This is a genomic window from Chelatococcus caeni, from assembly GCF_014196925.1.
Taxonomy (GTDB): domain Bacteria; phylum Pseudomonadota; class Alphaproteobacteria; order Rhizobiales; family Beijerinckiaceae; genus Chelatococcus_A; species Chelatococcus_A caeni.
On the sequence record NZ_JACIEN010000001.1, the window covers coordinates 1,650,750 to 1,674,961 of the forward strand.

At 69.6% G+C, this 24,212-nt stretch carries 27 protein-coding genes; 8 read left to right on the forward strand and 19 right to left on the reverse strand.

The features are described from left to right. Positions 1 to 98 precede the first annotated feature (98 nt). From GGR16_RS07790 to GGR16_RS07800, 3 genes are read right to left on the reverse strand one after another with little or no spacing between them, the layout of a single operon-like run. Positions 99 to 785, reverse strand: coding sequence for a P-loop NTPase family protein (locus GGR16_RS07790; protein ID WP_183316173.1), 687 nt, complete (start codon positions 783 to 785; stop codon positions 99 to 101). 8 nt (positions 786 to 793) lie between these two features. After that, positions 794 to 1,888 carry an AI-2E family transporter gene (locus GGR16_RS07795; protein ID WP_053193974.1) on the reverse strand — a complete coding sequence of 365 codons (1,095 nt, stop codon included), beginning with the start codon at positions 1,886 to 1,888 and terminating at the stop codon, positions 794 to 796. A gap of 59 nt (positions 1,889 to 1,947) precedes the next feature. Beyond that, positions 1,948 to 2,478 carry a CDP-alcohol phosphatidyltransferase family protein gene (locus tag GGR16_RS07800; protein ID WP_019401858.1) on the reverse strand — a complete coding sequence of 177 codons (531 nt, stop codon included), beginning with the start codon at positions 2,476 to 2,478 and terminating at the stop codon, positions 1,948 to 1,950. Between the two features lie 163 nt (positions 2,479 to 2,641). Between GGR16_RS07800 and purM the strand changes: the two genes are divergently transcribed. Both purM and purN read left to right on the forward strand, forming a co-directional pair. Then, positions 2,642 to 3,715, forward strand: coding sequence for a phosphoribosylformylglycinamidine cyclo-ligase (gene purM, locus GGR16_RS07805; protein WP_183316174.1), 1,074 nt, complete (start codon positions 2,642 to 2,644; stop codon positions 3,713 to 3,715). After that, a complete protein-coding gene (gene purN, locus GGR16_RS07810) occupies positions 3,712 to 4,392 on the forward strand; it encodes a phosphoribosylglycinamide formyltransferase (RefSeq protein ID WP_019401856.1) in 681 nt (226 codons plus the stop codon). The genes purM and purN overlap by 4 nt, the downstream gene beginning before the upstream one ends. Positions 4,393 to 5,737: 1,345 nt before the next feature. Here the strand turns inward: purN and GGR16_RS07815 are convergent. The 3 genes from GGR16_RS07815 to ndk form a co-directional block, all read right to left on the reverse strand. Beyond that, positions 5,738 to 6,112: a hypothetical protein gene (locus GGR16_RS07815; RefSeq protein WP_019401436.1), complete on the reverse strand. Its 375-nt coding sequence runs from the start codon at positions 6,110 to 6,112 to the stop codon at positions 5,738 to 5,740. Positions 6,113 to 6,324: 212 nt separating this feature from the next. Further along, complete coding sequence (locus tag GGR16_RS07820) at positions 6,325 to 8,430, reverse strand: molybdopterin-containing oxidoreductase family protein (protein ID WP_183316175.1); 2,106 nt, start codon at positions 8,428 to 8,430, stop codon at positions 6,325 to 6,327. A 130-nt stretch (positions 8,431 to 8,560) separates the two neighbouring features. Further along, complete coding sequence (ndk, locus tag GGR16_RS07825) at positions 8,561 to 8,983, reverse strand: nucleoside-diphosphate kinase (RefSeq protein ID WP_019401437.1); 423 nt, start codon at positions 8,981 to 8,983, stop codon at positions 8,561 to 8,563. Positions 8,984 to 9,154: 171 nt separating this feature from the next. On the opposite strand from ndk, the gene GGR16_RS07830 reads away from it, so the two are divergent. Further along, positions 9,155 to 9,610: a DUF2147 domain-containing protein gene (locus GGR16_RS07830; protein ID WP_019401438.1), complete on the forward strand. Its 456-nt coding sequence runs from the start codon at positions 9,155 to 9,157 to the stop codon at positions 9,608 to 9,610. Here GGR16_RS07830 and GGR16_RS07835 read toward each other — a convergent pair. Together GGR16_RS07835 and GGR16_RS07840 are read right to left on the reverse strand one after the other, a co-directional pair. Beyond that, a complete protein-coding gene (locus tag GGR16_RS07835) occupies positions 9,573 to 10,520 on the reverse strand; it encodes a DUF2865 domain-containing protein (protein ID WP_183316176.1) in 948 nt (315 codons plus the stop codon). The two genes, GGR16_RS07830 and GGR16_RS07835, sit on opposite strands and share 38 nt — an antisense overlap. A gap of 275 nt (positions 10,521 to 10,795) precedes the next feature. Next, on the reverse strand, positions 10,796 to 11,506 hold the full coding sequence (locus tag GGR16_RS07840) for a glutathione S-transferase N-terminal domain-containing protein (RefSeq protein WP_019401440.1): 711 nt from the start codon (positions 11,504 to 11,506) through the stop codon (positions 10,796 to 10,798). 318 nt (positions 11,507 to 11,824) lie between these two features. Here GGR16_RS07840 and GGR16_RS07845 point away from each other — a divergent pair, with 318 nt between their 5' ends. Beyond that, positions 11,825 to 12,106, forward strand: a complete 282-nt coding sequence (locus GGR16_RS07845) for a hypothetical protein (protein WP_183316177.1) — start codon at positions 11,825 to 11,827, stop codon at positions 12,104 to 12,106. Between the two features lie 21 nt (positions 12,107 to 12,127). On the opposite strand, the gene GGR16_RS07850 is transcribed toward GGR16_RS07845, so the two are convergent. The 3 genes from GGR16_RS07850 to gatB form a co-directional block, all read right to left on the reverse strand. Beyond that, positions 12,128 to 12,586, reverse strand: coding sequence for a GNAT family N-acetyltransferase (locus GGR16_RS07850; protein WP_183316178.1), 459 nt, complete (start codon positions 12,584 to 12,586; stop codon positions 12,128 to 12,130). 74 nt (positions 12,587 to 12,660) lie between these two features. After that, positions 12,661 to 13,635, reverse strand: a complete 975-nt coding sequence (locus GGR16_RS07855; protein WP_183316179.1) for a GNAT family N-acetyltransferase — start codon at positions 13,633 to 13,635, stop codon at positions 12,661 to 12,663. Then, positions 13,632 to 15,116, reverse strand: coding sequence for an Asp-tRNA(Asn)/Glu-tRNA(Gln) amidotransferase subunit GatB (gene gatB, locus GGR16_RS07860; RefSeq protein WP_183316180.1), 1,485 nt, complete (start codon positions 15,114 to 15,116; stop codon positions 13,632 to 13,634). Before gatB ends, GGR16_RS07855 begins: the two co-directional genes overlap by 4 nt. Before the next feature lie 390 nt (positions 15,117 to 15,506). Between gatB and GGR16_RS07865 the strand changes: the two genes are divergently transcribed. Next, complete coding sequence (locus tag GGR16_RS07865; protein ID WP_183316181.1) at positions 15,507 to 15,764, forward strand: YjhX family toxin; 258 nt, start codon at positions 15,507 to 15,509, stop codon at positions 15,762 to 15,764. A 38-nt stretch (positions 15,765 to 15,802) separates the two neighbouring features. Here GGR16_RS07865 and GGR16_RS07870 read toward each other — a convergent pair whose 3' ends face one another. From GGR16_RS07870 to GGR16_RS07890, 5 genes are all read right to left on the reverse strand, one after another. Next, a complete protein-coding gene (locus GGR16_RS07870; protein ID WP_183316182.1) occupies positions 15,803 to 16,114 on the reverse strand; it encodes a chorismate mutase in 312 nt (103 codons plus the stop codon). Next, a complete protein-coding gene (gene gatA / locus GGR16_RS07875) occupies positions 16,105 to 17,586 on the reverse strand; it encodes an Asp-tRNA(Asn)/Glu-tRNA(Gln) amidotransferase subunit GatA (RefSeq protein ID WP_183316183.1) in 1,482 nt (493 codons plus the stop codon). Before gatA ends, GGR16_RS07870 begins: the two co-directional genes overlap by 10 nt. Positions 17,587 to 17,647: 61 nt before the next feature. Further along, a complete protein-coding gene (gene gatC, locus GGR16_RS07880; RefSeq protein WP_019403553.1) occupies positions 17,648 to 17,935 on the reverse strand; it encodes an Asp-tRNA(Asn)/Glu-tRNA(Gln) amidotransferase subunit GatC in 288 nt (95 codons plus the stop codon). Positions 17,936 to 18,039: 104 nt separating this feature from the next. Then, positions 18,040 to 18,408: a hypothetical protein gene (locus tag GGR16_RS07885; protein ID WP_026015371.1), complete on the reverse strand. Its 369-nt coding sequence runs from the start codon at positions 18,406 to 18,408 to the stop codon at positions 18,040 to 18,042. 143 nt (positions 18,409 to 18,551) lie between these two features. Beyond that, positions 18,552 to 19,250 (reverse strand): metal-dependent hydrolase, encoded by a 699-nt coding sequence (locus GGR16_RS07890; RefSeq protein ID WP_183316184.1) that lies wholly within the window; start codon positions 19,248 to 19,250, stop codon positions 18,552 to 18,554. Between the two features lie 147 nt (positions 19,251 to 19,397). Between GGR16_RS07890 and GGR16_RS07895 the strand changes: the two genes are divergently transcribed. The 3 genes from GGR16_RS07895 to GGR16_RS07905 all read left to right on the forward strand — a co-directional run bounded on the left by GGR16_RS07895 (position 19,398) and on the right by GGR16_RS07905 (position 20,827). Then, entirely contained in the window at positions 19,398 to 19,850 is a 453-nt protein-coding gene (locus GGR16_RS07895; RefSeq protein ID WP_019403550.1) for a hypothetical protein, read from the forward strand. A 35-nt stretch (positions 19,851 to 19,885) separates the two neighbouring features. After that, a complete protein-coding gene (ruvX, locus tag GGR16_RS07900; RefSeq protein WP_183316185.1) occupies positions 19,886 to 20,389 on the forward strand; it encodes a Holliday junction resolvase RuvX in 504 nt (167 codons plus the stop codon). Between the two features lie 159 nt (positions 20,390 to 20,548). After that, entirely contained in the window at positions 20,549 to 20,827 is a 279-nt protein-coding gene (locus GGR16_RS07905) for a hypothetical protein (protein WP_183316186.1), read from the forward strand. A gap of 12 nt (positions 20,828 to 20,839) precedes the next feature. On the opposite strand, the gene dprA is transcribed toward GGR16_RS07905, so the two are convergent. The 3 genes from dprA to GGR16_RS07920 form a co-directional block, all read right to left on the reverse strand. Beyond that, positions 20,840 to 22,078, reverse strand: a complete 1,239-nt coding sequence (gene dprA / locus GGR16_RS07910; RefSeq protein WP_183316187.1) for a DNA-processing protein DprA — start codon at positions 22,076 to 22,078, stop codon at positions 20,840 to 20,842. A 105-nt stretch (positions 22,079 to 22,183) separates the two neighbouring features. Next, the gene (plsY, locus tag GGR16_RS07915; RefSeq protein ID WP_019403546.1) at positions 22,184 to 22,798 is read right to left on the reverse strand and encodes a glycerol-3-phosphate 1-O-acyltransferase PlsY; all 615 of its coding nucleotides are present in this window, start codon (positions 22,796 to 22,798) and stop codon (positions 22,184 to 22,186) included. Positions 22,799 to 22,883: 85 nt separating this feature from the next. Further along, entirely contained in the window at positions 22,884 to 24,203 is a 1,320-nt protein-coding gene (locus GGR16_RS07920; RefSeq protein WP_019403545.1) for a dihydroorotase, read from the reverse strand. Positions 24,204 to 24,212: the final 9 nt, after the last annotated feature.

Below are 24,212 nucleotides of genomic sequence, written 5' to 3' on the forward strand. Positions count from 1 at the left end.
GACAGACGCATGACGGCCGGATGCGCGGCGCACGGCGGCTTCCCGCGCCGCACCTCAGCCTCCCATCGGCGCGGCCGGGATGCAACCGTCTCGGAGCGTCAGCTGTCGCCCATCGCGAGCGTGTCGAGGACGGCAAGGGCGAGCGGACGCGTGATGCGCCGGCCGCGGCTCAAGGCCTCCCGGTCGAGGGCGGCGACGAGGCGCTGAGCGGCGGCGAGCGAGCGCTCCATGCGCGGCAGGACGGACTCGACCACGCTGGTATCGACGACGAGCTGCCGGTCGACGAAGAGCTTGACGAGAACGGCGCGCAGGAGCGCCTCGTCCGGCGCGCCGATGTCGACCGCCGGCGACTGGCGCAGGCGCGACAGGAGATCGGGGGTGGCGAGGCCCCACGCCTCCGGCGCCGTCCGCGCCGTCAAGAGCAGGCTGCGGCCGGTGCTGCGCATGGCGTTGAGAAGGTGGAAGAAGGCATGCTCGTCGAGCGGGCTGCGGTCGCAGTCCTCCACCACGAGCGCCGGCGCGCCGGCGAGCGCCGGCACGGCCGGAAGCGTCACGGCGGCGGCATCGGCGACCCTCGCGCCGGCGCGCTCGGCCCAGATGGCGGCAAGATGCGTCTTGCCCGCTCCCTCCGGGCCGACGAGGCGCAGGACCGGGTGCGGCCAGTCGGGCCAGCGCTCAATCAGGGCATAGGCGGCCTCGTTGCACGGGCTGACGAGAAAATCCTCCGCCCCGTAGCGCGGCGTCAGCGCCAGATCGAGCGGCAGTTGTCGGGGCTTGTCCGTCATGGGCCGGCTCACGCGTCCGTCTCCGGCCGGGGCGGCGGCGGCAGGCCTTCGTCATAGAGCGAGCTCGCCAGATACTGCCGCACGGCAAAGCGCGCGAGGACGCCGAGCGCCGCCGCGATCGGCACGGCAAGGAGGAGACCGACGAAGCCGAACAGCGAGCCGAAGGCGAAGAGCGCGAACATCAGCCAGACCGGGTGCAGCCCCACCGCATGGCCGACGAGCTTGGGCGACAGGATGTTGCCCTCGAAGAACTGGCCGGCGAAGAAGATGGCGAGGGTCGCGCCGATCATGATGTAGTCGGGCCAGAACTGCACGATGGCGACGCCGACGGAGAGCACGAGGCCGGTCAGCGAGCCGACATAGGGGATGAAGCTGATGAGCCCGGCCCCGAGCCCGATGAGGGCCCCGAAGTTGAGGCCGATCAGCGAGAGCCCGACGGCATAGAACGTGCCGAGGATGATGCACACCAGCGCCTGGCCGCGGATGAAGCCGGCGATCGCCCCGTCCATCTCGCGGGCGAGCTGGCGGATGGTGGGCGCGTGCCGGCGCGGCAGCCAGCTGTCGAGGGTCGCGATCATCCGGTCCCAGTCGACGAGCAGGTAGAAGGCGACGACCGGCGTCACGACGAGCAGGGCGAAGACGTTGACGATGGCCTGCCCGCCCGACCACAGCGACTGCAGGAAGGCGCCGAGCCAGCGCGCGCCCTCGGACACCACGTTGCCGAGGGACTGCTGCACATCCTGCAGCACGGCCGGGCCGCCGAGCCGCTCCAGCAGCGTGCCGCCCTGCTCGGCCGCCAGCTGCTGCAGGCGCGAGACCGTCTCCGGCAGCTTGCCGATGAAGGCGGCGAGCTGGTTGGCGACGATGGGGACGAGCAGGACCAGCGCGACGATGAAGAGGAGGATGAAGAGCCCGAGGATGAGGAGCGTCGCGAAGAGCCGGCTGAGGCCGAGCCGCTCCAGCCGGTCCGCCAGCGGATCGAGCAGATAGGCCAGCGCCAGGCCCGCCACGAAGGGCAGCAGCATGTCGCGCAGCACGTAGAGCCCCGTCACGACGAGGACGAGCGCCACCAACCAGAAGACGACCTGCCGCTGCGCGATCATGCGATATCCCGAGCTGCCGCCGGCAGCGCCTGTTCCTTGCGGCCCCGTACCGGGCGCGGTTACGTGGCCATATGCCGCAGCCACAGAGCGAGATAGGCGCCCGCCGACAGCAGCGTCAAGAGCGCCACGGCCGCGAGCGCAAGATCGTGGACAACGGCGAGATCGAGCCCGAAGGCCCTTGCGCCGAGCACGAGGCCGGCAAAGCCGATCTGCGCGACGGTCGTCATCTTGCTGACCCACAGCGGCCGGATGGCGAGCGGCCGCGCCATGAGCCACGAGAGGACGATCGCCATCAGGATCATGATGTCGCGGAAGACGACGAGGATCGCAACCCACCCCGGCAGGACGCCGACGACGGCGAGGCTCACGTAGATCGAGATGAGCAGCGCCTTGTCGGCGAGCGGGTCGAGATAGGCGCCGAGTTCGCTCTGCAGGCCGAAGCGCCGCGCGAGGAAGCCGTCGACCGCGTCGGAAATGCCGGCGACGGCGAAGAGCACGAAGGCCGCGAGCCACTGTCCCGAACCGATCATGGCGATGACGACGGGCACGAGGATGAGGCGGGCGATCGTGATGAGATTGGGCAGGGTCATGGTGGCAGGTCGTGACGAGGATGTCCCCAATCTAGGCAGCGCGACCGCACTGTGCGAGCCCCGGAAGCACCAAGGGCCCGTGTCGGGTCTTGCACAGCGGCGCCCGGCATCGTACTGCCCGGACTTAAAGAGCGTGCGGCGCGCGCCCCGGAGCCTGGTCACGATGCAGAAGCCCCCGAAGAACGGTCTCACCTATGCCCAGTCCGGCGTCGACATCGATGCCGGCAACGCTATGGTCGAGGCGATCAAGCCGCTGGTGCGCGCAACGAAGCGCCCCGGCGCCGACACCGAGATCGGCGGCTTCGGCGGCCTCTTCGATCTCAAGGCGGCGGGCTTTTCCGACCCCATCCTCGTCGCCGCCAATGACGGCGTCGGCACCAAGGTGAAGATCGCCATCGACACCGGCATCCACGACACCGTCGGCATCGACCTCGTCGCCATGTGCGTCAACGACCTCGTGGTGCAGGGCGCCGAGCCGCTCTTCTTCCTCGACTATTACGCCACCGGCAAGCTCGAACCGGAGGCGGGCGTCGCCATCGTCAAGGGCATCGCCGAGGGCTGCCGCATCGCCGGCTGCGCGCTGATCGGCGGCGAGACGGCCGAGATGCCCGGCCTCTATGCGCAGGGCGACTACGATCTTGCCGGCTTCGCCGTCGGCGCCGCCGAGCGCGGCACGCTCCTGCCCCGGCCCGATATCGGCGTCGGCGACGTCGTGCTCGGCCTCGCCTCCTCGGGCGTTCACTCGAACGGCTTCTCGCTGGTGCGCAAGGTGGTCGAGACCACCGGCCTCGGCTGGGAGGACGATGCCCCCTTCGCGCCCGGGACGCCGCTCGGCCGGGCGCTGCTGGCGCCGACGCGCATCTACGTGCGCTCCGTCCTCGCGGCGCTGAAGGCCGGCGCCGCCGTCAAGGGCCTCGCCCACATCACCGGCGGCGGCTTTCCGGACAACATCCCGCGCGTCCTGCCCAAGGGGCTCGGCGTCAGGCTCGACCTCTCCGCCATCGCGGCTCCGCCGGTGTTCGGCTGGCTGGCCTGCGCGGGCGGCATCGCCGAGGCGGAGATGCTGCGCACCTTCAACTGCGGCATCGGCATGATCGTCATCGCCGCGGCGGAAGAGGCGGAGGCGGTGGCCGGCCATCTCGCCGATGCCGGCGAGACGGTCTGCCGGCTCGGCGAGGTCGTCACGGCCGCCGAGGGCGCCGAGCGGGTGACGGCGACGGGACATCTCGCCCTGTGACCGCCGCCCCGACAAAGAAGCGCGTGGCCGTGCTCATCTCCGGCCGCGGCTCCAACATGACGGCGCTGATCGCGGCAGCCGCCGATCCGGCTTTTCCGGCGACGATCGCGCTCGTCCTGTCCAACCGGCCCGACGCGGCCGGGCTCGCCGTGGCCGCCGAGGCGGACATTCCGACGGCGGTCGTCGACCACAAGCCGCACGGCAAGGACCGCGAGGCCTTCGAGCGCGTGCTGGACGAGACCCTGCGGGCGGCCGGCATAGACATCGTCTGCCTCGCCGGCTTCATGCGCGTGCTGACGCCCTGGTTCGTCGAACGCTGGACCGGGCGGATGCTCAACATCCACCCCTCCCTCCTGCCCGCCTTCCGCGGCCTTGACACCCACGCCCGCGCGCTCGCCGAGGGCGTGCGCCTGCACGGCTGCACCGTGCATTTCGTGGTGCCGGAGCTCGACGCCGGCCCCGCCGTCATGCAGGCCGCCGTGCCGGTGGTGCCGGGCGACACGCCCACGAGCCTCGCCGCGCGCGTCCTGACGCAGGAGCACCGCGTCTACCCGGCCGCCCTCGCCCTCGTCGCCTCCGGCGCCGTCGCGCTCGACGCCGACGGCCGCATCGCCGGCCCGCCGGCAGCGGAACTCTCCGCCCACGAGGCGCTCGTCAGCCCGCCGATCGCGGGGTGAACTCCAGGCACGGCGAGAGTGCCGACCTTCCCCCTCGTCATGGATGGGCCCGGAGCACCCGGCTTGCCAGAGCTGGAGCGGGAGCAATAGTCCCTCTCCCCTCGTCATGGGCGGGCTTGTCCACGCAAGTCGGACTTGTCCGACTTCCGCCACCTGAAGAGACGCGACGCGCAAGCGCGTTGCTATTGCCAGCCACGCCTTCAACGTCGCACAACGGTCAGGGCGTGGATGCCCGCGACAGGCGCGGGCATGACGGGACGGAGCGTCCTCCCTCGTCATGGCCGGGCTTGTCCCGGCCATCCACGCCTTCAGCGTTGCACAACGTCAGGGCGTGGATGCCCGCGACAAGCGCGGGCATGACGGGACGGAGCGCTCTCCCCCCGGTCGTGGCCGGGCTCGTCCCGGCCATCCACGCCTTCAGCGTCGCACAACGGTCAGGGCGTGGATGCCCGCGACAGGCGCGGGCATGAGGGGACGGAGCGTCCTCCCCCGGTCGTGGCCGGGCTTGTCCCGGCCATCCACGCCTTCAGCGTTGCACAACGGTCAGGACGTGGATGCCCGCGACGGGCGCGGGCATGACGGGACGGAGCGCTATCCCCCGGTCGTGGCCGGGCTTGTCCCGGCCATCCACGCCTTCAGCGTCGCACAACGTCAGGGCGTGGATGCCCGCGACAGGCGCGGGCATGACGGGACGGAGCGCTCTCCCCCCGGTTATGGCCGGGCTCGTCCCGGCCAGCCACGCCTTCAACGTCGCACAACGGTCAGAACGTGGATGCCCGCGACAGGCGCGGGCATGAGGGGACGGAGCGCTCTCCCCCCGGTCATGGCCGGGCTCGTCCCGGCCATCCACGCCTTCAGCGTCGCACAGCGGTCAGGGCGTGGATGCCCGCGACAGGCGCGGGCATGAGGGGACGGAGCGCTCTCCCCCCGGTCATGGCCGGGCTCGTCCCGGCCATCCACGCCTTCAGCGTTGCACAACGGTCAGGGCGTGGATGCCCGCGACAGGCGCGGGCATGAGGGGATGGAGCGCTCTCCCCCCGGTCGTGGCCGGGCTTGTCCCGGCCATCCACGCCTTCAGCGTTGCACAACGTCAGGGCGTGGATGCCCGCGACAGGCGCGGGCATGACGGGACGGAGCGCTCTCCCCCCGGCCATCCACGCCTTCAGCGTCGCATAACGTCAGGGCGTGGATGCCCGCGACAGGCGCGGGCATGACGGTGGAGAGGTTGATCGTCGCTGTCCACGCCCGGCATATCGGGGCCTGAACAGATCCCTGAACAGATCCCTGAACAGACCTAGGACGGCCGTTTGCAGAACCGGCGAGCCGGAGCGCTTCGCCGGCCAGGTCAGATCGGCCGTCTCAGGTTGCAGGCGTCGAGCGCTTCGAGCGCCTTTCCGCGCGCGCTGTCGTTGAAATAGCCGGTCTGGCGGAAGGCGGTGATCTCGTCCTGCGTCATCGCCGCGATGGTGCGGCGGGCATAGCAGCGGCAGGGTTCGCGCAGCGTCTCGCGCGGCGTGGCCATGATCTTCGCCTGGGTGACGAGGCAGGCGTCATAGGCCCGTTCGCGGATCTGCGCCGGCGACAGATTGGCGGCCGTCGGGTCGGGCGGCGGCAAGGGAGCCGTCGTTCCGGAAGCAAGCGCCGGCAGGGCTGCGGCCATCACGGCCACCAACACGAATGCACCCGAAACAGTCGCAAAGCGCACGATCGCCTCCTTCATTGAAGACCAGGGCCTCTTTCGCAGATGGAAGCGGTCAAGCCTCCTTCCTCTCCCCGCCTGTGGCGTGGTGCTTGCCGGGTTCCTGGGGAATTGCCGCGACGCCGGCACGTCCGCCGGCGGCCTGCTGCATGGCCCCTGCCCCGCCCCCTCTCCACCATGTCGTGGAGGGAGGGAACACCCACACCGCCCGCTTCAACCTGCACCCGAGAGTTCTAGACCAAAACCTCCTCCGCCGGCTTGAGCCACACGCGGTTGTCGTGGAAGGCCGCGCCGCCGTAGGGCGCCACCTGGTCGGCCCCGGTCAGCGTGTTGATGCCCCTGCCGTCGACGAAGCTGGCGTTGGGCCAGATCGATTCCGCGATGAGCACCCCGCGCCGCACCCCGTCATAGAGGCGCGCATGGAGCCGCACCGTGCCGCGCTCGTTGCCGATGGCGACGAGGATGCCATCCGCGATGCCGCGGGCCGCCGCGTCCTCGGGATGGATGAACAGCTCCGGCCGGCCGCCCTCCTTCTGCGCCGAGGTCGGCGTCTCGGTGAAGGAGGAATTGAGGAAGTTGCGCGCCGGGCTCGTCGCGAGGCGGAAGGGATGGCGCTCGTCCGCTGTCTCGATCGCCGTCCAGTGGTCCGGCAGCGCCGGCAGGTGCTCGTGCGGACCGAAGAGACCGCTGCGCGGCGCCGGCACCTTCGTCCAGTCCGGCTTGAAGCGGAACTTGCCGTCCGGCCAGTTGAAGCCGTCGAGGAAATGCGCGCGCCGGAACGGCGGCTGGATGTCGATCCACCGGTTCTCCTCGAGCTCGGCGAGCCGGCCGCGCTTCGAGTTCTCCAGCGTCCAGTCGATCAATTCGCGCGGGCTCATCGCAAAGCCCGGGTGCTCGGCGCCGAGCCGCTCGGCGAGCGCGGCGATGACCTCGTGGTTGGAGCGGCACTCGCCCGGCGGCTCGACCAGCTTCGGGCCGAGCAGGATGTGCTGCTGGCCGCCCGCCTGATAGAGGTCGTCGTGCTCGAGGAACATGGTCGCCGGCAGCACGATGTCGGCCATCAGCGCCGTCTCGGTCATGAACTGCTCGTGCACGCAGACGAACAGGTCCTCGCGGGCGAAGCCGCGCTTCACCAGCTCCTGCTCCGGCGCCACCGACACGGGGTTGGTGTTCTGGATGATGAGCGCCTTCACCGGCCCGCCGCCGCGCAGCGCTTCCGCATCGCCCGTCAGCACGCGCCCGATCTGCGACTGGTCGAGCTGGCGCACCGAGCGATCGAGGGCATCGAGCCCCTCGATCATGGCCTTGCGCCAGCCATAGACGCCGCTGTTGCTGTGGAAGGCGCCGCCCCCCTCGTGCTGCCAGGCGCCCAGCACCGCGGGCACCGAGAGCGCCGCATGCATGTTGACCGAGCCGTTGCGCTGCCGCGCGAAACCGTAGCCGAGGCGGAAGTAGGCCCGCGGCCGCTCGCCGAGGAGCCTGGCGAAGGCCTCGATCTCCTCGACCGCAAGGCCCGTGATGGCCGAGGCCCATTCGGGCGTGCGCGTCCTGAGATGCGCCTCGAGCTCCTCCGGGCAGTCGGTATATTGCGCGAGATAATCCCGGTCCGCATGGCCGTCGCGGAAGAGCACGTGCATGACCGCGCAGGCGAGCGCCCCGTCCGTGCCCGGCTTGACCAGCAGCGCCAAGTCGGCCTGCTTCATCGTCGCATTCATGTAGATGTCGATGGCGACGATCTTCGCCCCGCGTTCCTTGCGGGCGCGCAGGGCGTGGGTCATCACGTTGACCTGGGTGTGCACCGCATTGGTGCCCCAGATGACGACGCAGTCGGACTGCGCCATCTCGCGCGGATCGGCGCCGGCGAGCAGCCCCGTGCCGGCGATGTAGCCCGTCCAGGCGGAGGTGGTGCAGATGGTCGAGAACTGGCCGGAATATTTCCTGACGTGGCGCAGGCGGTTGATGCCGTCGCGCATCACGAGGCCCATGGTGCCGGCATAGTAATAGGGCCAGACCGCCTCCGGCCCATGCTCGGCCTCCACCGCGCGGAACCGCTCCGCCACCGTGTCGAGGGCCTCGTCCCAGGAGATGCGCTCGAACTGGCCTGATCCCTTCGAGCCGGTGCGCTTCAGGGGATGAAGCAGCCGGTCGGGATGGTGGATGCGCTCGGCATAGCGGGCCACCTTGGCGCAGATGACGCCGGCCGTGTAGCTGTTGTCGCGCGAGCCATGGATGCGGCCGATCGTCTTGCCGTCGATCACCTCCACGTCGAGCGCGCAGGTGGAGGGGCAGTCGTGCGGGCAGGCGGAATGCCCGCGGGCGATCTTCGGCTGGACGGTCATCGTTCCACGAAAGCTGCGTTACGGCCTGCGATCATGCCGGGAGCACCCCGGCCCTGTCGAGTGCGCGCCCCATGAAAAAAGGCGAGCCGAGGCCCGCCTTTTCGTCATGGCATCGCGCGCGGCTGGGGTGTCAGCCGACGATCTCGTTGCCGGCGAAGAACTGGGCGATCTCCACCGCCGCCGTCTCCGGCGCATCCGAGCCGTGCACCGAGTTCTCGCCGACGGACTTGGCGAAGAGCTTGCGGATGGTGCCCTCGGCGGCATTGGCCGGGTTCGTGGCACCCATCACCTCGCGGTACTTGGCGATGGCGCCCTCGCCCTCGAGCACCTGCACGACGACCGGGCCGGAGACCATGAAGTCGACGAGCTCGCCGAAGAAGGGGCGCTCCTTGTGCACGGCGTAGAAGGTCTCCGCCTGCTCGCGCGTCATGCGGATGCGCTTCTGGGCGACGATGCGCAGACCCGCCTTCTCGATGACGGCGTTGATGGCGCCGGTCAGGTTACGCTCGGTCGCGTCGGGCTTGATGATGGAAAAGGTACGCTCGAGGGCCATCGGTCGCTCGTTTCGCTCGCTGGGGGTTGAATGAGGTGCGGGGCTTATAGCCGCCGACGCCGCAGTGCACAAGCCGCCCGACGGTTGCGCTGCCTTCGTCAATAGAGCGAAAGGCGCACTTGGCCGGAGCGGCCGACTTTCCGTAAGCTCTCCTCCCCCAGGGAGGACAGAATGAAGCACGCAGCAAGAAGCCTCGGAACGACCGTTGCGTCTCTCGCCGGCCTGATCGGCCTCAGCCTCGCCGCTCCCGCCGCATCGGCGCAGGAGGTCAACGGCCAGTGGCTGACCCAGGGCGGCAAGGCACGTGTCAACATCGCCGGCTGCGGCGCCAAGCTGTGCGGCACCATCGTCTGGCTGCGCGAGCCGAATGACGAAGCCGGCCAGCCGAAGCGCGACGAGCGCAACGTCGATGCGAGCAAGCGCAACCGCCCGCTCATCGGGGTGCCGGTCCTGCTCGGCATGGCGCGCGAGGACTCCGGCCGCTGGAAGGGCGAGATCTACAACGCCGAGGACGGCAAGACCTACACCGCCTTCCTCACCCCCGTGAGCGCCACCGAAGTCAAGGTGGAAGGCTGCGTCATGGGCGGCCTCATCTGCAAGGAGCAGCGCTGGACCCGGGCGCGCTGACGGGCTCGCCCGAGACGAGCATGGCGGAAGCGGCGCCCGCTTCCGCCTCCCGGCCCAACTCGAAGCCGCGATCCTGCCCCGCTCCGCAGGCGGTGGCAGCCCTTATCGGCTCGGCAGCGTGGCGGGCTTCCTGAACCGGCAGGTCCTCCGGCTGCGGCGGCGGGGCGTCGGGCAAGGCCTGGATTTCCAACTGCTGCAGCGTCCAGCGCAGGCTTTTCGGAAGGTCCCGAAACTGCGCGACCGGCGCGAACCGCGACAAGCTATAGGGCAAGTCCCTCTGCCCCAGGAAGACCGCCAGTTCCGACGGCAGGACGACCACATCGCCGCGCTTGAGCGTCGCATCATTGGCGATGTCCCCCAGCGGATCCCTCCGTCGTGTCACGGCCGGGGCACATTCGGGCCGGCTCTTCCGGCGATAGGCATAGGCATTCGGCAGGCTCGCATAAGGCGATCCGCTTGCCGCCCTGGCCGCATCGATGCCCTTGTCGAGGGATGACGAGAAATAGATGGCCGCGTCATCGCCGGGCCAGACGGTCCGGCATTCATCGAGGCCGCGGCGGGACTGCGCCATGGGAAAGAAGCGCCCGTCGCAAAGGCGCACGCAATAGGCCACGGCGGCCCTGCCCCTGCCGGTGGCCGTGCCTTTGCGGTCTATCTTGCCCCTGCCGCCGGTCCGTGGTTCCGTCTTCTTCCGCGGTTCTCCGCCGGGAATGGGCTCCGCCCGCCGGAACAGGCGATGCCACAGCCAGCCCTCTCGCAGGAAGAAGATGACGGCGCTGCCGTCGACCTCCGCATGCGCCACCGGCGGCAACGCAAGTCCGGCCGCGCCGGAAAGCAAGGTGACGCACAAGAGACGGATAGATGCCAGCCTGATTTTATCTCTTTGATAGATAAAACAACATATATACATATGAATTCGTTATATCGAAATATCAGTATCGATATATACGTCAGATACACAACAGAATCGCGGCAAATGGACTTGGCCGCGGTCGCAGTCCATGCAAATCGGCGGGGACGTACGGCCTCATGCCGCCGGCGCGGCGGGTAAGCAGGCGCGCCCCACGGGCGAACCGCGCCCCCGTCAGCGGCCTTGCTGCGCCACGACGTGCAGCGCGGCCGGAGCGCCCTGCGGGGCCCCGCCGCGCCGACGATACGTCCGGAAGGAAAACCGGATGTCGCGCCTCAGCGCGCGCGCTGGCCGAAGAGGATGGCCTGCGCTTCCTTGTCCTTGGAGAGGTCGACCTTGCCGCGATCCTCGGAATTGATCGCAAGGCCCTTCTGCACGGCGGGACGGGCCAGCACCGTGTCGAGCCAGCGCTTCAGGTGCGGGAACTCGGCGATGTCCTGCCCCTGCCGGTCCCAGAGCTTCGCCCAGCCGACGCAGGCGATGTCGGCGATCGAATAATCGCCGGCGAGGAACTCGCGGTCGGCGAGGCGCTTGTTCATGACGCCGTAGAGACGGTTGGTCTCGTTGGTGTAGCGGTCGATGGCGTAGGGGATCTTTTCCGGCGCATAGATGCGGAAATGGTGCGTCTGCCCGGCCATGGGCCCGAGGCCGGCCATCTGCCAGAACAGCCACTGCTCCACCTCGACGCGCTTGCGCTCGTCGGTCGGGTAGAACTTGCCGGTCTTGCGCCCGAGATACTGCAGGATGGCGCCGGATTCGAAGACCGAGATGGGCTCGCCGCCCGGCCCGTCGTGATCGACGATGGCGGGCATCTTGTTGTTCGGCGAGATGGCCAGGAACTCCGGCTTGAACTGGTCGCCCTTGCCGATGTTCACGGAATGCACGGCATACGGCAGCCCGCATTCCTCGAGCATGATCGAGATCTTCCAGCCGTTCGGCGTCGGCCAGTAGTAGAGGTCAATCGGCTTGCTCTGCGCGATGGTCATCAGACCCAGGCTCCTCTTTCGTGAACGAGCGTTCCATTATTCGTCTAGGCCGGCGCCGCGGCAAGGCCAAGTGCGCTGGCGCACATCAGAGTCGATACGGCGCCGGCGCGCGCCCGTGTCAAGGCTGCGCCGGCGCAGGCGAGCGGCGCCGCGACCCGAGCTGGCGTGAATGGCGCGCCGGAGAAAATCTATCGATCCGGGCTCATCGGGGGCTTGCATAAATTGCGGCTCTGGTGCGCAATCCGCCATGCGGCCGTTTGGCCGTAACCTTGTCCCGTTCCGATTGTTTCCGATTTTCTTTTTCAGGAGTTCATTGCCATGGCGACATTCGCCCGCCTTGCCCGTGCCTGCCTTGCCGCCGCTTGCCTCGCCCTGCCCTTCGTCATCGTTGCCGCCCCCTCGCCCGCCGGCGCCGTCGAGGCGAAGGAGACCGCGACGGCGACGAAGGAAAAGCGTCCGCCCACGCCCGGCCAGCTCGCAGCGCGCGAGCGAATGAAGACCTGCGGCGCCGAGTGGCGCGCGCTGAAGACCGCCGGCAACACCGGCAGCCGCACGTGGCGGGAGTTCTCCAGCACCTGCATGAAGCAGGCGAGGCGCTGACCAAGCGCCGGCGCGGAGCGCTTACAGCACCTTCTTGAAGCCCTCGTGGCTGCGCTTGTAGCCGAGCCTCTCGTAGAAGCGGTGGGCATCGAGCCGCCGCTTGTTGGAGGTGAGCTGCACGATGCCGGCGCCGCGCGCCCGCGCGCGGCCCTCGGCGAAGGCGACCATCATGGCGCCGACGCCGCGGGAGCGCTGGTCGCCCCTGACCTGCACGGCCTCGAGCACGCAGCGCAGCGTGCCCCGGTTGGTGATCGCCGGCACGAAGGTCAGCTGGAAGGAGCCGATGACCTCGGCATCGCTCACGGTCACGTAGAGCTCGTTGTCGGGGCTGTCGGCAATGCGGCGCAGCGCCTCGCGATAGGCCGGCTGCGTCGCCGCCGTCCACTGGTCGCCGTGGCCGCCGAGCTCGTCGGCGGCGTGCAAGCCCACGATCGCCTCGAGGTCGGCTTCGGAAGCCCGGCGAATCAGGATCTCAGACACGATTGCGTCTCCGCATTGACGCGAGCGGGGCCCGTCCTTTCCGCTCGACGCGGGAGAAGGGGACGGCCCCGGCCTCAGACAAGGGGTTTCTCGAAGAAAAATTCGCTGCTGTTGGAGATGTCGCCCAGCGCGCGGGTCTCGCCGGCCCGCCGGTAGCCGAGCCGCTCGTAGAGCCGGTGCGCGTTGGTGAAGCGCGTGTCGGACCACAGCGTCACCCGCCGAGCGCCGAGAGCGGCCGCATGGGCCTCGACATGGTCCACGAGCCGGCGGCCGAGGCCGCTGCCGCGCAAATCGGACCGCACGTAGAGCCGGTGCAGCTCGGCGGTTCCGGCGGCCGGAAAATCGACGCCCACGCAGGCGCCGACACGCCCGGCGGGATCCTCGACCACCCAGTAGGCGCCGCCCTTGTCGGCGAAGCTGCGGGCCGGATGGACGAGATCCGGCAGGTCCCCGTGCGGATCGACGAAACAGCCCGGATATTCGGCGAAGCACAGGGAGAGCAGCCCGAAAAGGTCCTGCGCATCCCCGTCGCGCACCGGCCGCAGCACGAGGCCGCCACGCAATGCGGCGACACCGCGGCCCTCATAAACGATGGCGTTGCCGCAGCCACCGCAGTCGGCGCGGTGGCCTGTCACGGACAGGCCCCGCTTTTCATAGAACCGGCAAGCCCTTGCGTTCTTCTCCTCAACCTCCAGCCGAATGACGGAAGCTTCGGGGAAGGCCCGCACGGCCGCGCTGAACAGCGCCCGCCCGATGCCCTGGCCCTGCGCCTCCGGGGCGACGTAGAGCCTGTCGAGGGAGACGATCCCCTCACCGTGGTCCGTGACACTCGCCGTGCCGGCGAGCGCCCCGGCCGCCTCCACGACGAGGAAGGCGTGGCCGGGCCGGCCGAGCTCGTCCGCCAGCCTGTCCGGCGCATGCCACTCGCGCGTGATGGCCGCGACGCTGTCCGCGCCGAGGATGGCGTCGTAGGTGTCGTGCCACGTCCGCGCCAGGAGCGCGCTGACGGCCGCGATGTCGCCGCGGCTGGCAGGACGGACGAGGATCACTCCGCAATCCCGAGCTTGGCCTTGAGGATGTCGTTCACCGCCTGCGGGTTGGCCTTGCCGCCGGTTGCGCGCATCACCTGGCCGACGAACCAGCCGAGCATGGTGGGCTTGGCCTTGACCTGCTCCACCTTGTCCGGATTGGCGGCGATCACGGCGTCGATCGCCGCCTCGATGGCGCCGGTGTCGGTCACCTGCTTCAGGCCGCGTTCCTCGACGATCTTGCGCGGGTCGCCACCCTCGCTCCAGACGATCTCGAAGAGGTCCTTGGCGATCTTGCCGGAGATGACGCCCTCGCCGATGAGCTCCACGATGGCGCCGAGCTGCTCGGCCGAGACCGGCGAGCGCGCAACATCGAGCCCCTCCTTGTTGAGGCGGCCGAAGAGCTCGTTGATCACCCAGTTGGCGGCCGTCTTGCCGTCGCGCCCCCTGGCCACCGCCTCGAAGAAATCGGCCGTCTCGCGTTCGGCGACGAGCACGCCCGCGTCATAGGCCGACAGGCCGTAGTCCTTGATGAAGCGGGCCTTCTTCTCGTCCGGCAGCTCCGGCAGGTGCTGCGCGAGGTCGTCCACGTAGGGCTGGTCGAAGGAGAGCGGCAGCAGGTCCGGATCGGGGAAATAGCGGTAGTCGTGCGCCTCCTCCTTGGAGCGCATGGACCGCGTCTCGCCCTTGTTGGCGTCGAACAGGCGCGTCTCCTGGTCGATGGCGCCGCCATCCTCGAGGATGGCGATCTGCCGGCGCGCCTCGTATTCGATGGCCTGGCCGATGAAGCGGATGGAGTTGACGTTCTTGATCTCGCAGCGCGTGCCGAGGGGCTCGCCCGGCCGGCGCACGGAGACGTTGACGTCGGCCCGGAGGGAGCCCTTCTCCATGTCGCCGTCGCAGGTGCCGAGATAGCGCAGGATGGTCCTGAGCTTCGTCACATAGGCCTTGGCCTCCTCGGACGAGCGCAGGTCGGGCTTCGACACGATCTCCATCAGCGCCACACCCGAGCGGTTGAGATCGACGAAGCTCATGCTCGGATGCTGGTCGTGCAGTGACTTGCCGGCATCCTGCTCGAGGTGCAGGCGCTCGATGCCGACGCTGATCTGCTCGCCGTCGGGCATGTCCACCACGACCTCGCCCTCGCCCACGATGGGGCTCTTGTACTGGCTGATCTGGTAGCCCTGCGGCAGGTCCGGATAGAAGTAGTTCTTGCGGTCGAAGACGGAGTTGAGGTTGATCTCAGCCTTCAGGCCGAGGCCGGTGCGGATCGCCTGCTTCACGCATTCCTCGTTGATGACCGGCAGCATGCCGGGCATCGCCGCATCGACGAGCGAGACGTGGTCGTTGGGCTCGCCGCCGAACTCGGTCGAGGCGCCGGAGAAGAGCTTCGACTGCGACGACACCTGGGCATGGATCTCCATGCCGATGATGACTTCCCAGTCGCCGGTGGCGCCCTTGATCAGCTTCTTCGCATCTGCCGGTCGCGCGTGCGCGTTCATCGCGTCGTAAACCTCGTCCTGACTTCTCGCCCTTCGCTTGGCCCGCCGCAGCCGCCACGTCAAGTGCCGAAGCCGCGCCACGTGCTCGCATCGTTGACCGGACGCCGCTCCGCGGCTAAGAACCGGCCGTCACTGGAGAGTGTATGCGCAGGAACGCCGAGACCCGCTGAGGCCCGCTCCACGAGAGCGGGCGACCGGTCATCCGACCGGATGCCGACGTGCGTCCGGTTCCCTGCTTTCCTGCCGACGGTCTTTCACACCCCCGTCATAGCCGGGCTTGTCCCGGCCATCCACGCCTTTCAGCCTTGCGCAACGGCGAGGCGTGGATGCCCGCGACAAGCGCGGGCATGACGGCTGAGGGGGCCGCCGGCATCACGCCAGAGCTTTCCAGTGAACGTCTCACGCACCGAGCAGCGCGTGCTGCACACGCTCGCGCAGGGCGGCCAGATCCGCCACCACAAGGACGACGGCGGACGCCTCCTCGAGATCGAATGCCTCACCCGCGAGGGCTGGCTGATGAGCGCCTGCACGCTCGACATGTTCAAGCGCCTGCGCCGGCGCGGCCTCATCGCCTCGGCCGGCGGCGGCCCTTACCGCATCACGCGGCTTGGCCTCGCGGCCGTGCGCAGCCGCCCCGACAACAGATGAAGAAGCCCCGGGGCGGTTTCCGCCGTCCCGGGGCAGCTTCATTGTCCGAGCTTTTCGTCTTCGTAGGCGATGACCCAGTCCATCATCGCCCGCCACACCGTCTCGGCGAGGTCAGGCGGGGCGCCGAGCGCCGCGGCCCTGTGGCGCACGTGGGCGGCCACCTCCTCCACCCGGTCGTTGAGCAGCGCCGGGATGCCCGAGGCGCGCTTGACGGCGATGACGCGCTCGACCACCGCCATGCGCTTGGCGATGAGCGCCACGAGATCGGCGTCGATGGCGTCGATCTCGGCCCTGAGCGGGGCAAGCGCCGCCGCAGCCCGCGCCTCGTCCCCGGCCGTGCTCACGCCCACCAGGCCTCCGGCAGGGCCATGCGGCCGGCCGCATCCTCGATCACCTGCCCGGCGGCGAAGAGCGTCTCCTCGTCGAAGGGCCGGCCGATGAGTTGCAGTCCGAGCGGCAGACCCTGCGCGTCGAGCCCCGCCGGCACGGCGATGCCCGGCAGGCCGGCCATGTTCACCGTCACGGTGAAGACGTCGTTGAGATACATCTCGACGGGCGAAGCATCCGCCTTCTCACCGAGGCCGAAGGCCGACGAGGGCGTCGCCGGCGCGAGGATGGCGTCGACGCCGCTGGCATAGGCCTGCTCGAAGTCGCGCTTGATCAGCGTGCGCACCTTCTGGGCGCGCAGGTAATAGGCGTCGTAATAGCCGGCCGAGAGCACGTAGGTGCCGATCATGATGCGGCGCTTGACCTCGCGGCCGAAGCCGGCGGCGCGGGTCTTCTCGTACATCTCGACGATGTCCTTGCCCGGCACGCGCAGTCCGTAGCGCACGCCGTCGTAGCGGGCGAGGTTCGACGAGGCCTCCGCCGGCGCCACGATGTAATAGGCCGGCAGCGCATATTTGGTGTGCGGCAGCGAGACCTCGACGATCTCGGCGCCGGCCGCCTTCAGCCACTCGGCGCCCTTCTGCCACAGCGCCTCGATCTCGGCCGGCATGCCGTCGAGGCGATATTCCTTCGGGATGCCGATCCTGAGGCCCTTGACGCCGCGCGTCACCGCCGCCTCGAAATCGGGCACCGGCAGGTCGGCCGAGGTCGTGTCCTTCGGGTCGTGCCCGGCCATCGAGCTAAGGAGGATGGCGCTGTCGCGCACGGTCCTGGCGATCGGGCCCGCCTGGTCGAGCGACGAGGCGAAGGCGACGATGCCCCAGCGCGAGCAGCGGCCGTAGGTCGGCTTGATGCCGACCGTGCCGGTGAAGGCCGCCGGCTGGCGGATGGAGCCACCCGTGTCGGTTGCCGTGGCGCCGAGGCACAGGCGCGCCGCGACCGCCGCCGCCGAGCCGCCGGAGGAACCGCCGGGCACGAGCTTCGTGTCCGACCCGTTGCGGCGCCAGGGGTTCACCACCGGGCCGAAGGCCGAGGTCTCGTTGGACGAGCCCATGGCGAACTCGTCGTTGTTCAGCTTGCCGAGCATCACCGCGCCGTCACACCACAGCTGGCGCGTCACGGTCGATTCGTAGGGCGGGCGGAAGTCGTCGAGGATGGCGCTGCAGGCCGTCGTGCGCACGCCCTCGGTGGCGAAGAGGTCCTTGACGCCGAGCGGGATGCCCTCGAGCGGCCCGGCCTCGCCGGCCGCGATGCGCCTGTCGCTCTCGGCCGCCATGGCGAGCGCCTTGTCCGGCGTTGCCAGCACATAGGCGTTGAGCGCCTCGGCCTTTTCCATGGCGGCAAGATGCGCCCGGGTCAGCTCGGTGGCGGAAAAGCGCCTGGCCTTCAGCCCCTCGCGCGCCTCGGCGAGGGAAAGATCGGTGAGATCGGTCACGTTGTCGCTCTCTCGTCGTCGCGGCCGCGCGGCGGCCACCCGCTCAAAATTCGGCTGCGGCCTATTCGACCACCTTCGGCACCATGAAGAAGTCGTCTTCGCTCATGGGCGCATTGGCCACGATCTTGTCCGGATAGCCGCCGTCGGTGACGGCATCCGCCCGCTTCTTCATGACCATCGGCGTCACCGAGGTCATCGGCTCGACGCCCTCGACGTCGACCTCGCCGAGCTGCTCGACGAAATCGAGGATGGCGTTGAGCTCGCCCTGCAGGTGGGGCACCTCCGCGTCGGTGACGGCGATGCGTGCGAGGTGCGCGATGCGGCGCACGGTCTTCTCGTCGACGGACATGGAACCGGACCTGAATGGATTGCGGGAGGACGGTGCGGAACACCGCCGTTGCGCCGGGCTATAGCACCCTGCCCTTCGCCCCGGCAACCCGCTGCCCGGCGGGCTCAGGGCCTCGCGAACATCTCCGCGAAGCCCGACCAGCCGGAGGCATGGAGCCGCGCCACCAGGACGCCGACGCCGAGGACCGCGATGGCGCCGATGGCGAGGCTCGTCCAGTCGCGACGGCCGAAATAAGGGGGACGCCGGCGTGGTTCGAGATGCGTGACGTTGTCGTCCCGTCGGTCCTTCCCACTCCGGGCCTCGGCCGCGGCCGGCGCGGCCTGCGGGAGGTCGGGCTCGACAGGCGGGACGCCCGCGGCAGGCGCGGGATCGGCGACAGGCGCTTCCGCCCGGCGCTGAGGCGCCACCGGCTGCAGGAGGCTGCGCGGCAGGCGCACCACCGCGTCGGCCGGAATTGGCTCAGGACCGCTCATCGCACGATCACCCGGCATCGCTTCCGATCGCCCTCTCCTTCGCGGCGACGCCACCCAACCATGCCGTGCACCGCGAGCCGCGCTGCCACCATAGCCGAATACCGCGCGCCGCGCGACTGCCGCATCGCGCCAAGCCGAAGCCCTTACAATTCCACCGCCACGTTGCGCTCCGGCACGACGACGCGCGTCGCGTGCCCCTGCATCGCCGCGACGAACTTGTCCGCCGTCTGTTCGATGATCGGGAAGGAGCCGTAGTGGCAGGGAATGACGGCGTCGAGCTTGAAGAAGCGGCGCACGGCGAGCGCGGCGGTCGCGGGCGACATGGTGAAGCGGTCGCCGATCGGCACCATGGCGATCTTCGGCTCGTGGATCTCGGCGATGAGCTGCATGTCGCCGAAGATGTCCGTGTCGCCCATGTGATACACGACCGGCCCGCCCTCCGGCTTGACGACGATGCCGTTGGGGCTGCCGAGCGGGACGTTGACGCCCGCCTCGCCCATGCCCGCCGAATGGTCGGCGCGCACGAGGGTGACGGAAAATCCCGGCTGGTGGGTGGTGCCGCCGGTGTTCATCGGATCGAACTTTTCGAGCCCCTGCGAGACGAGCCACATGCACAGGTCGTAGTTCGTGACCACCGTCGCGCCCGTGCGCTTGGCGATGTCGAGCGTGTCACCCACATGGTCGCCGTGCCCGTGGGTGAGCAGGATGTGCGACACGCCCGCGATGATCGCGTCGATATTGCCGGTGAAGGCCGGGTTGCCCGTGAAGAAGGGATCGATGAGCACGCCCCTGCCGCCGAAGTCGAGGCGGAAAGCCGAGTGCCCGTACCAGGTGATCTTCATCGTCTGCTCCCTTGTCCTTCGGTTGCTTTCCCATCCTGCGGCGCACCCGCGGCGCCTCCTCGGCACCTCCTGGCGGAACATGCGCATTCGCCCCCTGTTGTGGAAGGACCACCGGGCGCCGGATGGGAGAATCCGATGCGATATCCAATGGCTTATGATGTCGTCTTCTTCATCGCGATGCTAGCGACGGCGCTCGCCCTCGGCCCCGCCATGGCGCATCTCCTCGAGCTGCCCAACAAGATCGGCCTGCCGTCCGGGGACTATTTCGTCGTGCAGCAGGCCTACCGGGGCTGGAGCCTTCTGGGCTTCCTGATCCTCGTCGAGCTGCTCTCCATGGCGGCCCTCGCCGTCATGGCGCGGCACGAGCCGCGCGTCCTGTGGCCCGTGCTGGCCGCCATCGCGGCCATCATCGGCGCTCAGGCCGTCTTCTGGATCTGGACCTATCCGGCCAACGTGGCGACGCGGAACTGGACATTCGTGCCGGAGAACTGGGAAACACTGCGCCGCCAGTGGGAATTCTCGCATGCTGCCGGTGCGTTCTTCCAGGTGCTCGCCATGGCCGCCCTCATCCTCGCTGCCCTGCGGCGCTCGCCGGCCTGATGACCCGGCAGCCGTGCCGTGCTACCAGACCGGCGATGAGCACCCTGATCGTTCCCCTGGCCGACCTCGACGCCCTCCCCCGCGGGCAGCGCCTCATCGGCGTCGACCTCGGCACCCGGACGATCGGCCTGGCGCTCTCCGACGTCGGCCGCAGCATCGCCTCGCCGCTCGAGACCATCAAGCGCACCAAGTTCTCCACGGACGTGAAGCGGCTCGTGGAACTCGCCGCCAAGCACGGCGTGGGCGGCCTCGTCATCGGCCTGCCGCTCAACATGGACGGATCGGAAGGCCCGCGCGCCCAGGCGACGCGCGCCTTCGTCCGCAACCTCGCGGCGCATCTTCCCTTGCCCGTTGCCCTGTGGGACGAGCGCCTGACGACGGCCGCCGTCACCCGCACGCTCCTCGAGGCCGACGCCTCCCGCGCACGCCGCTCGGACCTCGTCGACAAGATGGCCGCCAGCTATATCCTGCAAGGCGCGCTCGACCGGCTGGCCAGCGCCCGCCGCGCGGCCATGGCGGAGCGGGACGGCGAAGCCTGAGCCTCGCCCGAGGGGGTGCAGCCGCCGCCTCCGACATTGCGCAAGGCGCGAGAAAGCACGGCGTTTTGCCGGTCGCCTTCATATATCAGCTGTGGTAAGAATGCATTTATTGGTTGCATATAATATTTCATGCTAACTCTGGTTGCAGATCGTGCATAGATGAACGATATCAAACGCGACGGGCCCAACCTTTCCCTGGTTCGCCCGAGCAGCCGGCGCCAGTCGGAGCCGTCTTCCTCCGCCAAGCGGGCGTCCCGGGCCGCTGTCGTACAGCCACTCCAGGATGACCGTCAGGAGCTTCTGAGCTACGTGGCGCAGCTCAGTGGCGAACTGGCGATGATGTCGCGCGCGGCACGGCTCGACACCCTCGGCTATTTTCTCGAGATGGCCCGGATCGAGGCGCTCGGCGCGCTGAGCCGCCTGGAAACGGTCGACTGAGCTGCATCGCCTTCAGGCGAGCGAGACGGCGTTGCCGCCGTGGCGCACGAGCTTGCCGGCGAGCTCGAGCTCGAACAGCACGAGCTGGACCGAGCGGATCGGCAGCCCGGATGCACGCACGAGGTCATCCACCGAAACAGGCGTGGCGCCCAGGAGCCCGATGACGCGGCCCATGTCGTCCCTCGCCGTCTCGCCTCCGTCGAACGACGCCGCGTAGCTGCCGGCCTCGGGCCGCTCCGCCGTCGCCCGCGGGGCCTCCCCCTCCAGGCGAGGCGGGTCGCCATCCAGCGCGTCGAGGTCGAGTTCGTCCCACAAGGGATCCTCATCCGCCCGCTCGCGCGTCGCGTCCATCAGGCCGAAGTCGCCCGCGGGCGCCTTCGCGACGAGCGGCGCGAGCCCGCGCACCACATCCTCGGCGCTCGCGCACAGCGTGGCCCCCTCGCGGATGAGATCGTTGGTGCCCTCGGCCCGCAGGTCGAGCGGCGAGCCGGGGACGGCGAACACCTCCCGTCCCTGCTCCAGCGCGAACCGGGCGGTGATGAGCGAGCCGGAGCGCCGCGCGGCCTCGACCACGACGACGCCGAGCGACAGGCCCGAGACGATGCGGTTGCGGCGCGGAAAATCCCGCCCGCGCGGCTCCCATCCCATCGGCATTTCCGACACGACGACGCCGCGCGCGACGATCTCGTCGAGCAAGGGCGCGTTCTCGGCCGGATAGAGCCGGTCATGCCCACCGGCGAGGACGGCGACCGTCCCGGTGGCGAGGCTCGCGTTGTGGGCGCTCGTGTCGATGCCGCGGGCAAGCCCCGACACCACCACGAAACCCGCCTCCCCCAATTCGCGCGCAAGGCGCTGGGTGAACTTGAGGCCGGCCGCGGAGGCGTTGCGCGAGCCGACGATGGAGACCATCGGCCGCGCGAACAGGGCAGCATCGCCGCGCAAGCCGATGAGCGGCGGCGCCGTGTCGATGGCCCTCAGCGTCAGCGGATAGTCCGGCTCGGACGGCGCTACGAAGCGCACGCCGAACCGCGACGCCTGCGCCATCTCCCGCTCGGCTTCGCCGCGCGATGCCATGCGGATGGGGCGGCCGCGGCGGCGGCCGAGCTCCGGCAGCGCCTTGAGAACGGCAGCCGCGGTGCCGTAGCGGCCGATGAGCGTGCGGAAGGTGCGCGGTCCGATGCCCTCGCTGCGCAGCAGCTGCAGCCAGTCGAGGCGCTGCTCGTCGTCGAGACGAAATCCGCTCATGCCCATCTCCGTGAGGCCACGCCGGCGCACGGCGCGGCTGAACGGAGTGAGACTGCCCGGCGGCTGCGCCGGACGCAAGCCAAGGTTGCAGCGCCTGCGACGATGCAGCCTTCAGCCCTTCTGGCCGATCTTGCCCTCGGTGCCCTTGACGAGCCGCACGATGTTGCCCCGGTGCGCCCACCACAGCAGCACGACGAGGACGATCGCGAGCTCGCCCATCTGCCGCTCGCCCAGCATGAAGAAGGCGGCGACGGTCGCGAGGCTCGCAAGGAGCGCGGACAGCGAGGAATAGCGGGTCAGGAAGGCGCTTCCCAGCCACACGAGCGCGAAGACGAGCGCCACGAGCGGCTTGAGGCCGAGCGCGCAGCCGAGGAAGGTGGCGACGCCCTTGCCGCCGCGAAAGCGCAGCCAGACGGGATAGAGATGGCCGAGGAAGGCGCCGAGCGCGGCGAGGAGCGCCGTGTTCGGCCCCCATTGCGCGGCCACCACCACGGCAGCGGTGCCCTTGAGCATGTCGCCGAGGAGCGTCGCCGCGGCAAGGCCCTTGCGCCCCGTGCGCAGCACGTTGGTCGCGCCGATATTGCCGGAGCCGATGCTGCGCAGGTCTCCGGCGCCGGTCAGGCGCGTCAGAAGGATACCGAACGGGATCGATCCCAGCAGGTAGCCGAAGACGAGCGCAGCAAGAAAATAGGGCCAGGCGAGCGACCAGTTCATCGCTTCGGGCATGGGGCAGCCTCGGTTGTGGTTCCGTTGATGCCGATGTTGCACGCGGGCGGGCAGCGCGAAAAGGCCGCAAGCCCTGCCGCGGACATCAGGAAGCGGGCGATGCGTCGTGGACCTTGCGACCGGCGACGAAGGTCTGCAGCACGCGCCCCTCGAGCCTCGCCTCGTCGAAGGGCGAGTTCTTGGAGCGCGAGTGCAGGGCCGCCTTGTCGAGCACATAGGGCTCGTCGGGGTCGATGAGGATGAGATCGGCCGGCGCCCCTGCCGCCAGGCGCCCGGCCGGCAGGCCGAGCAGCGCGGCTGGCTGGCTCGCCATGGCGGCGAGCAGGCGGGCAAGGCCGATATGGCCGGCATGGACGAGCCTCAGCCCCGCCGACAGCATGGTCTCGAGGCCGACCGCCCCGTCCGCCGCCTCGGCGAAGGGCAACCGCTTCGTCTCCACGTCCTGCGGGTTGTGGTCGGAGACGACGACATCGATGACGCCGCGCGCCAGCGCGTCGACCACGGCGAGCCTGTCCTCCTCCGAGCGCAGCGGCGGCGAGAGCTTGAGGAAGGTGCGGTAGTCGCCGATGTCGCTCTCGTTGAGGGTGAGATTGTTGATCGACACGCCGCAGGTGACCGGCAGTCCCTCGGCCTTCGCCCGCTCGATGAGCGCGATGGAGGTGGCGCAGGACACCATGGCGGCGTGGTAGCGCGCGCCTGTCAACTGCACGAGCCTCAGGTCCCGCTCCAGCATGATGATTTCGGCCTCCCGCGGCACGCCCGGCAGGCCGAGGCGGCTCGCGAGCTCGCCCTCGTTCATGACGCCGCTGCCGACGAGGTCGGGATCCTCCGTGTGGTGGAGGATGAGCGCACCGAAATCGCGCGCATAGGTGAGCGCGCGGCGCATCACCTGGGCATTGGTGACGGAGCGCGCGCCATCCGTGAAGGCCACGGCCCCGGCCTCCATGAGGAGGCCGAACTCGGTCATCTCCCGGCCTTCGAGGCCCTTGGTCAAAGCGGCGGCGGGGTGGATGTTGACGACGGCCGTGTCACGGGCGCGGCGCAGCAGGAAATCGACGATCGACGGTTCGTCGACGACGGGGTCCGTGTCCGGCATGCAGACCACGGTGGTGACGCCGCCGGCCGCCGCGGCCTCGCTCGCCGTCTTCAGCGTCTCGCGGTGCTCGGCCCCCGGCTCGCCGACGAAGGCGCGCATGTCGACGAGGCCCGGCGCCAGCACGCGCCCGCCGCAGTCGACCACCTCGGCCCCGGCCGGGCCGGCGCGGCCGGGCTCGTCCCAGCCGATGTCCGCGATGACGCCGTCCTCGACGAGGAGCGCCCCTGCCGCCTCGCGCCCGCTCGCGGGATCGACGAGGCGGGCATTGGTGAAAACGAGGGCCCGCGCTTGTGTCGTGGGGGTCTTCATCGGTCCTGC

Bases quoted from the DNA above. Each gene is read 5' to 3' on its own strand.
- GGR16_RS07790 (WP_183316173.1), bottom strand. From the start codon at position 785: ATGACGGACAAGCCCCGACAACTGCCGCTCGATCTGGCGCTGACGCCG.
- GGR16_RS07795 (WP_053193974.1), bottom strand. From the start codon at position 1,888: ATGATCGCGCAGCGGCAGGTCGTCTTCTGGTTGGTGGCGCTCGTCCTC.
- GGR16_RS07800 (WP_019401858.1), bottom strand. From the start codon at position 2,478: ATGACCCTGCCCAATCTCATCACGATCGCCCGCCTCATCCTCGTGCCC.
- purM (WP_183316174.1), top strand. From the start codon at position 2,642: ATGCAGAAGCCCCCGAAGAACGGTCTCACCTATGCCCAGTCCGGCGTC.
- GGR16_RS07815 (WP_019401436.1), bottom strand. From the start codon at position 6,112: ATGAAGGAGGCGATCGTGCGCTTTGCGACTGTTTCGGGTGCATTCGTG.
- GGR16_RS07820 (WP_183316175.1), bottom strand. From the start codon at position 8,430: ATGACCGTCCAGCCGAAGATCGCCCGCGGGCATTCCGCCTGCCCGCAC.
- ndk (WP_019401437.1), bottom strand. From the start codon at position 8,983: ATGGCCCTCGAGCGTACCTTTTCCATCATCAAGCCCGACGCGACCGAG.
- GGR16_RS07830 (WP_019401438.1), top strand. From the start codon at position 9,155: ATGAAGCACGCAGCAAGAAGCCTCGGAACGACCGTTGCGTCTCTCGCC.
- GGR16_RS07835 (WP_183316176.1), bottom strand. From the start codon at position 10,520: ATGTATATATGTTGTTTTATCTATCAAAGAGATAAAATCAGGCTGGCA.
- GGR16_RS07840 (WP_019401440.1), bottom strand. From the start codon at position 11,506: ATGACCATCGCGCAGAGCAAGCCGATTGACCTCTACTACTGGCCGACG.
- GGR16_RS07845 (WP_183316177.1), top strand. From the start codon at position 11,825: ATGGCGACATTCGCCCGCCTTGCCCGTGCCTGCCTTGCCGCCGCTTGC.
- gatB (WP_183316180.1), bottom strand. From the start codon at position 15,116: ATGAACGCGCACGCGCGACCGGCAGATGCGAAGAAGCTGATCAAGGGC.
- gatC (WP_019403553.1), bottom strand. From the start codon at position 17,935: ATGTCCGTCGACGAGAAGACCGTGCGCCGCATCGCGCACCTCGCACGC.
- GGR16_RS07885 (WP_026015371.1), bottom strand. From the start codon at position 18,408: ATGAGCGGTCCTGAGCCAATTCCGGCCGACGCGGTGGTGCGCCTGCCG.
- GGR16_RS07890 (WP_183316184.1), bottom strand. From the start codon at position 19,250: ATGAAGATCACCTGGTACGGGCACTCGGCTTTCCGCCTCGACTTCGGC.
- GGR16_RS07895 (WP_019403550.1), top strand. From the start codon at position 19,398: ATGGCTTATGATGTCGTCTTCTTCATCGCGATGCTAGCGACGGCGCTC.
- ruvX (WP_183316185.1), top strand. From the start codon at position 19,886: ATGAGCACCCTGATCGTTCCCCTGGCCGACCTCGACGCCCTCCCCCGC.
- GGR16_RS07905 (WP_183316186.1), top strand. From the start codon at position 20,549: ATGAACGATATCAAACGCGACGGGCCCAACCTTTCCCTGGTTCGCCCG.
- dprA (WP_183316187.1), bottom strand. From the start codon at position 22,078: ATGGGCATGAGCGGATTTCGTCTCGACGACGAGCAGCGCCTCGACTGG.
- plsY (WP_019403546.1), bottom strand. From the start codon at position 22,798: ATGCCCGAAGCGATGAACTGGTCGCTCGCCTGGCCCTATTTTCTTGCT.
- GGR16_RS07920 (WP_019403545.1), bottom strand. From the start codon at position 24,203: ATGAAGACCCCCACGACACAAGCGCGGGCCCTCGTTTTCACCAATGCC.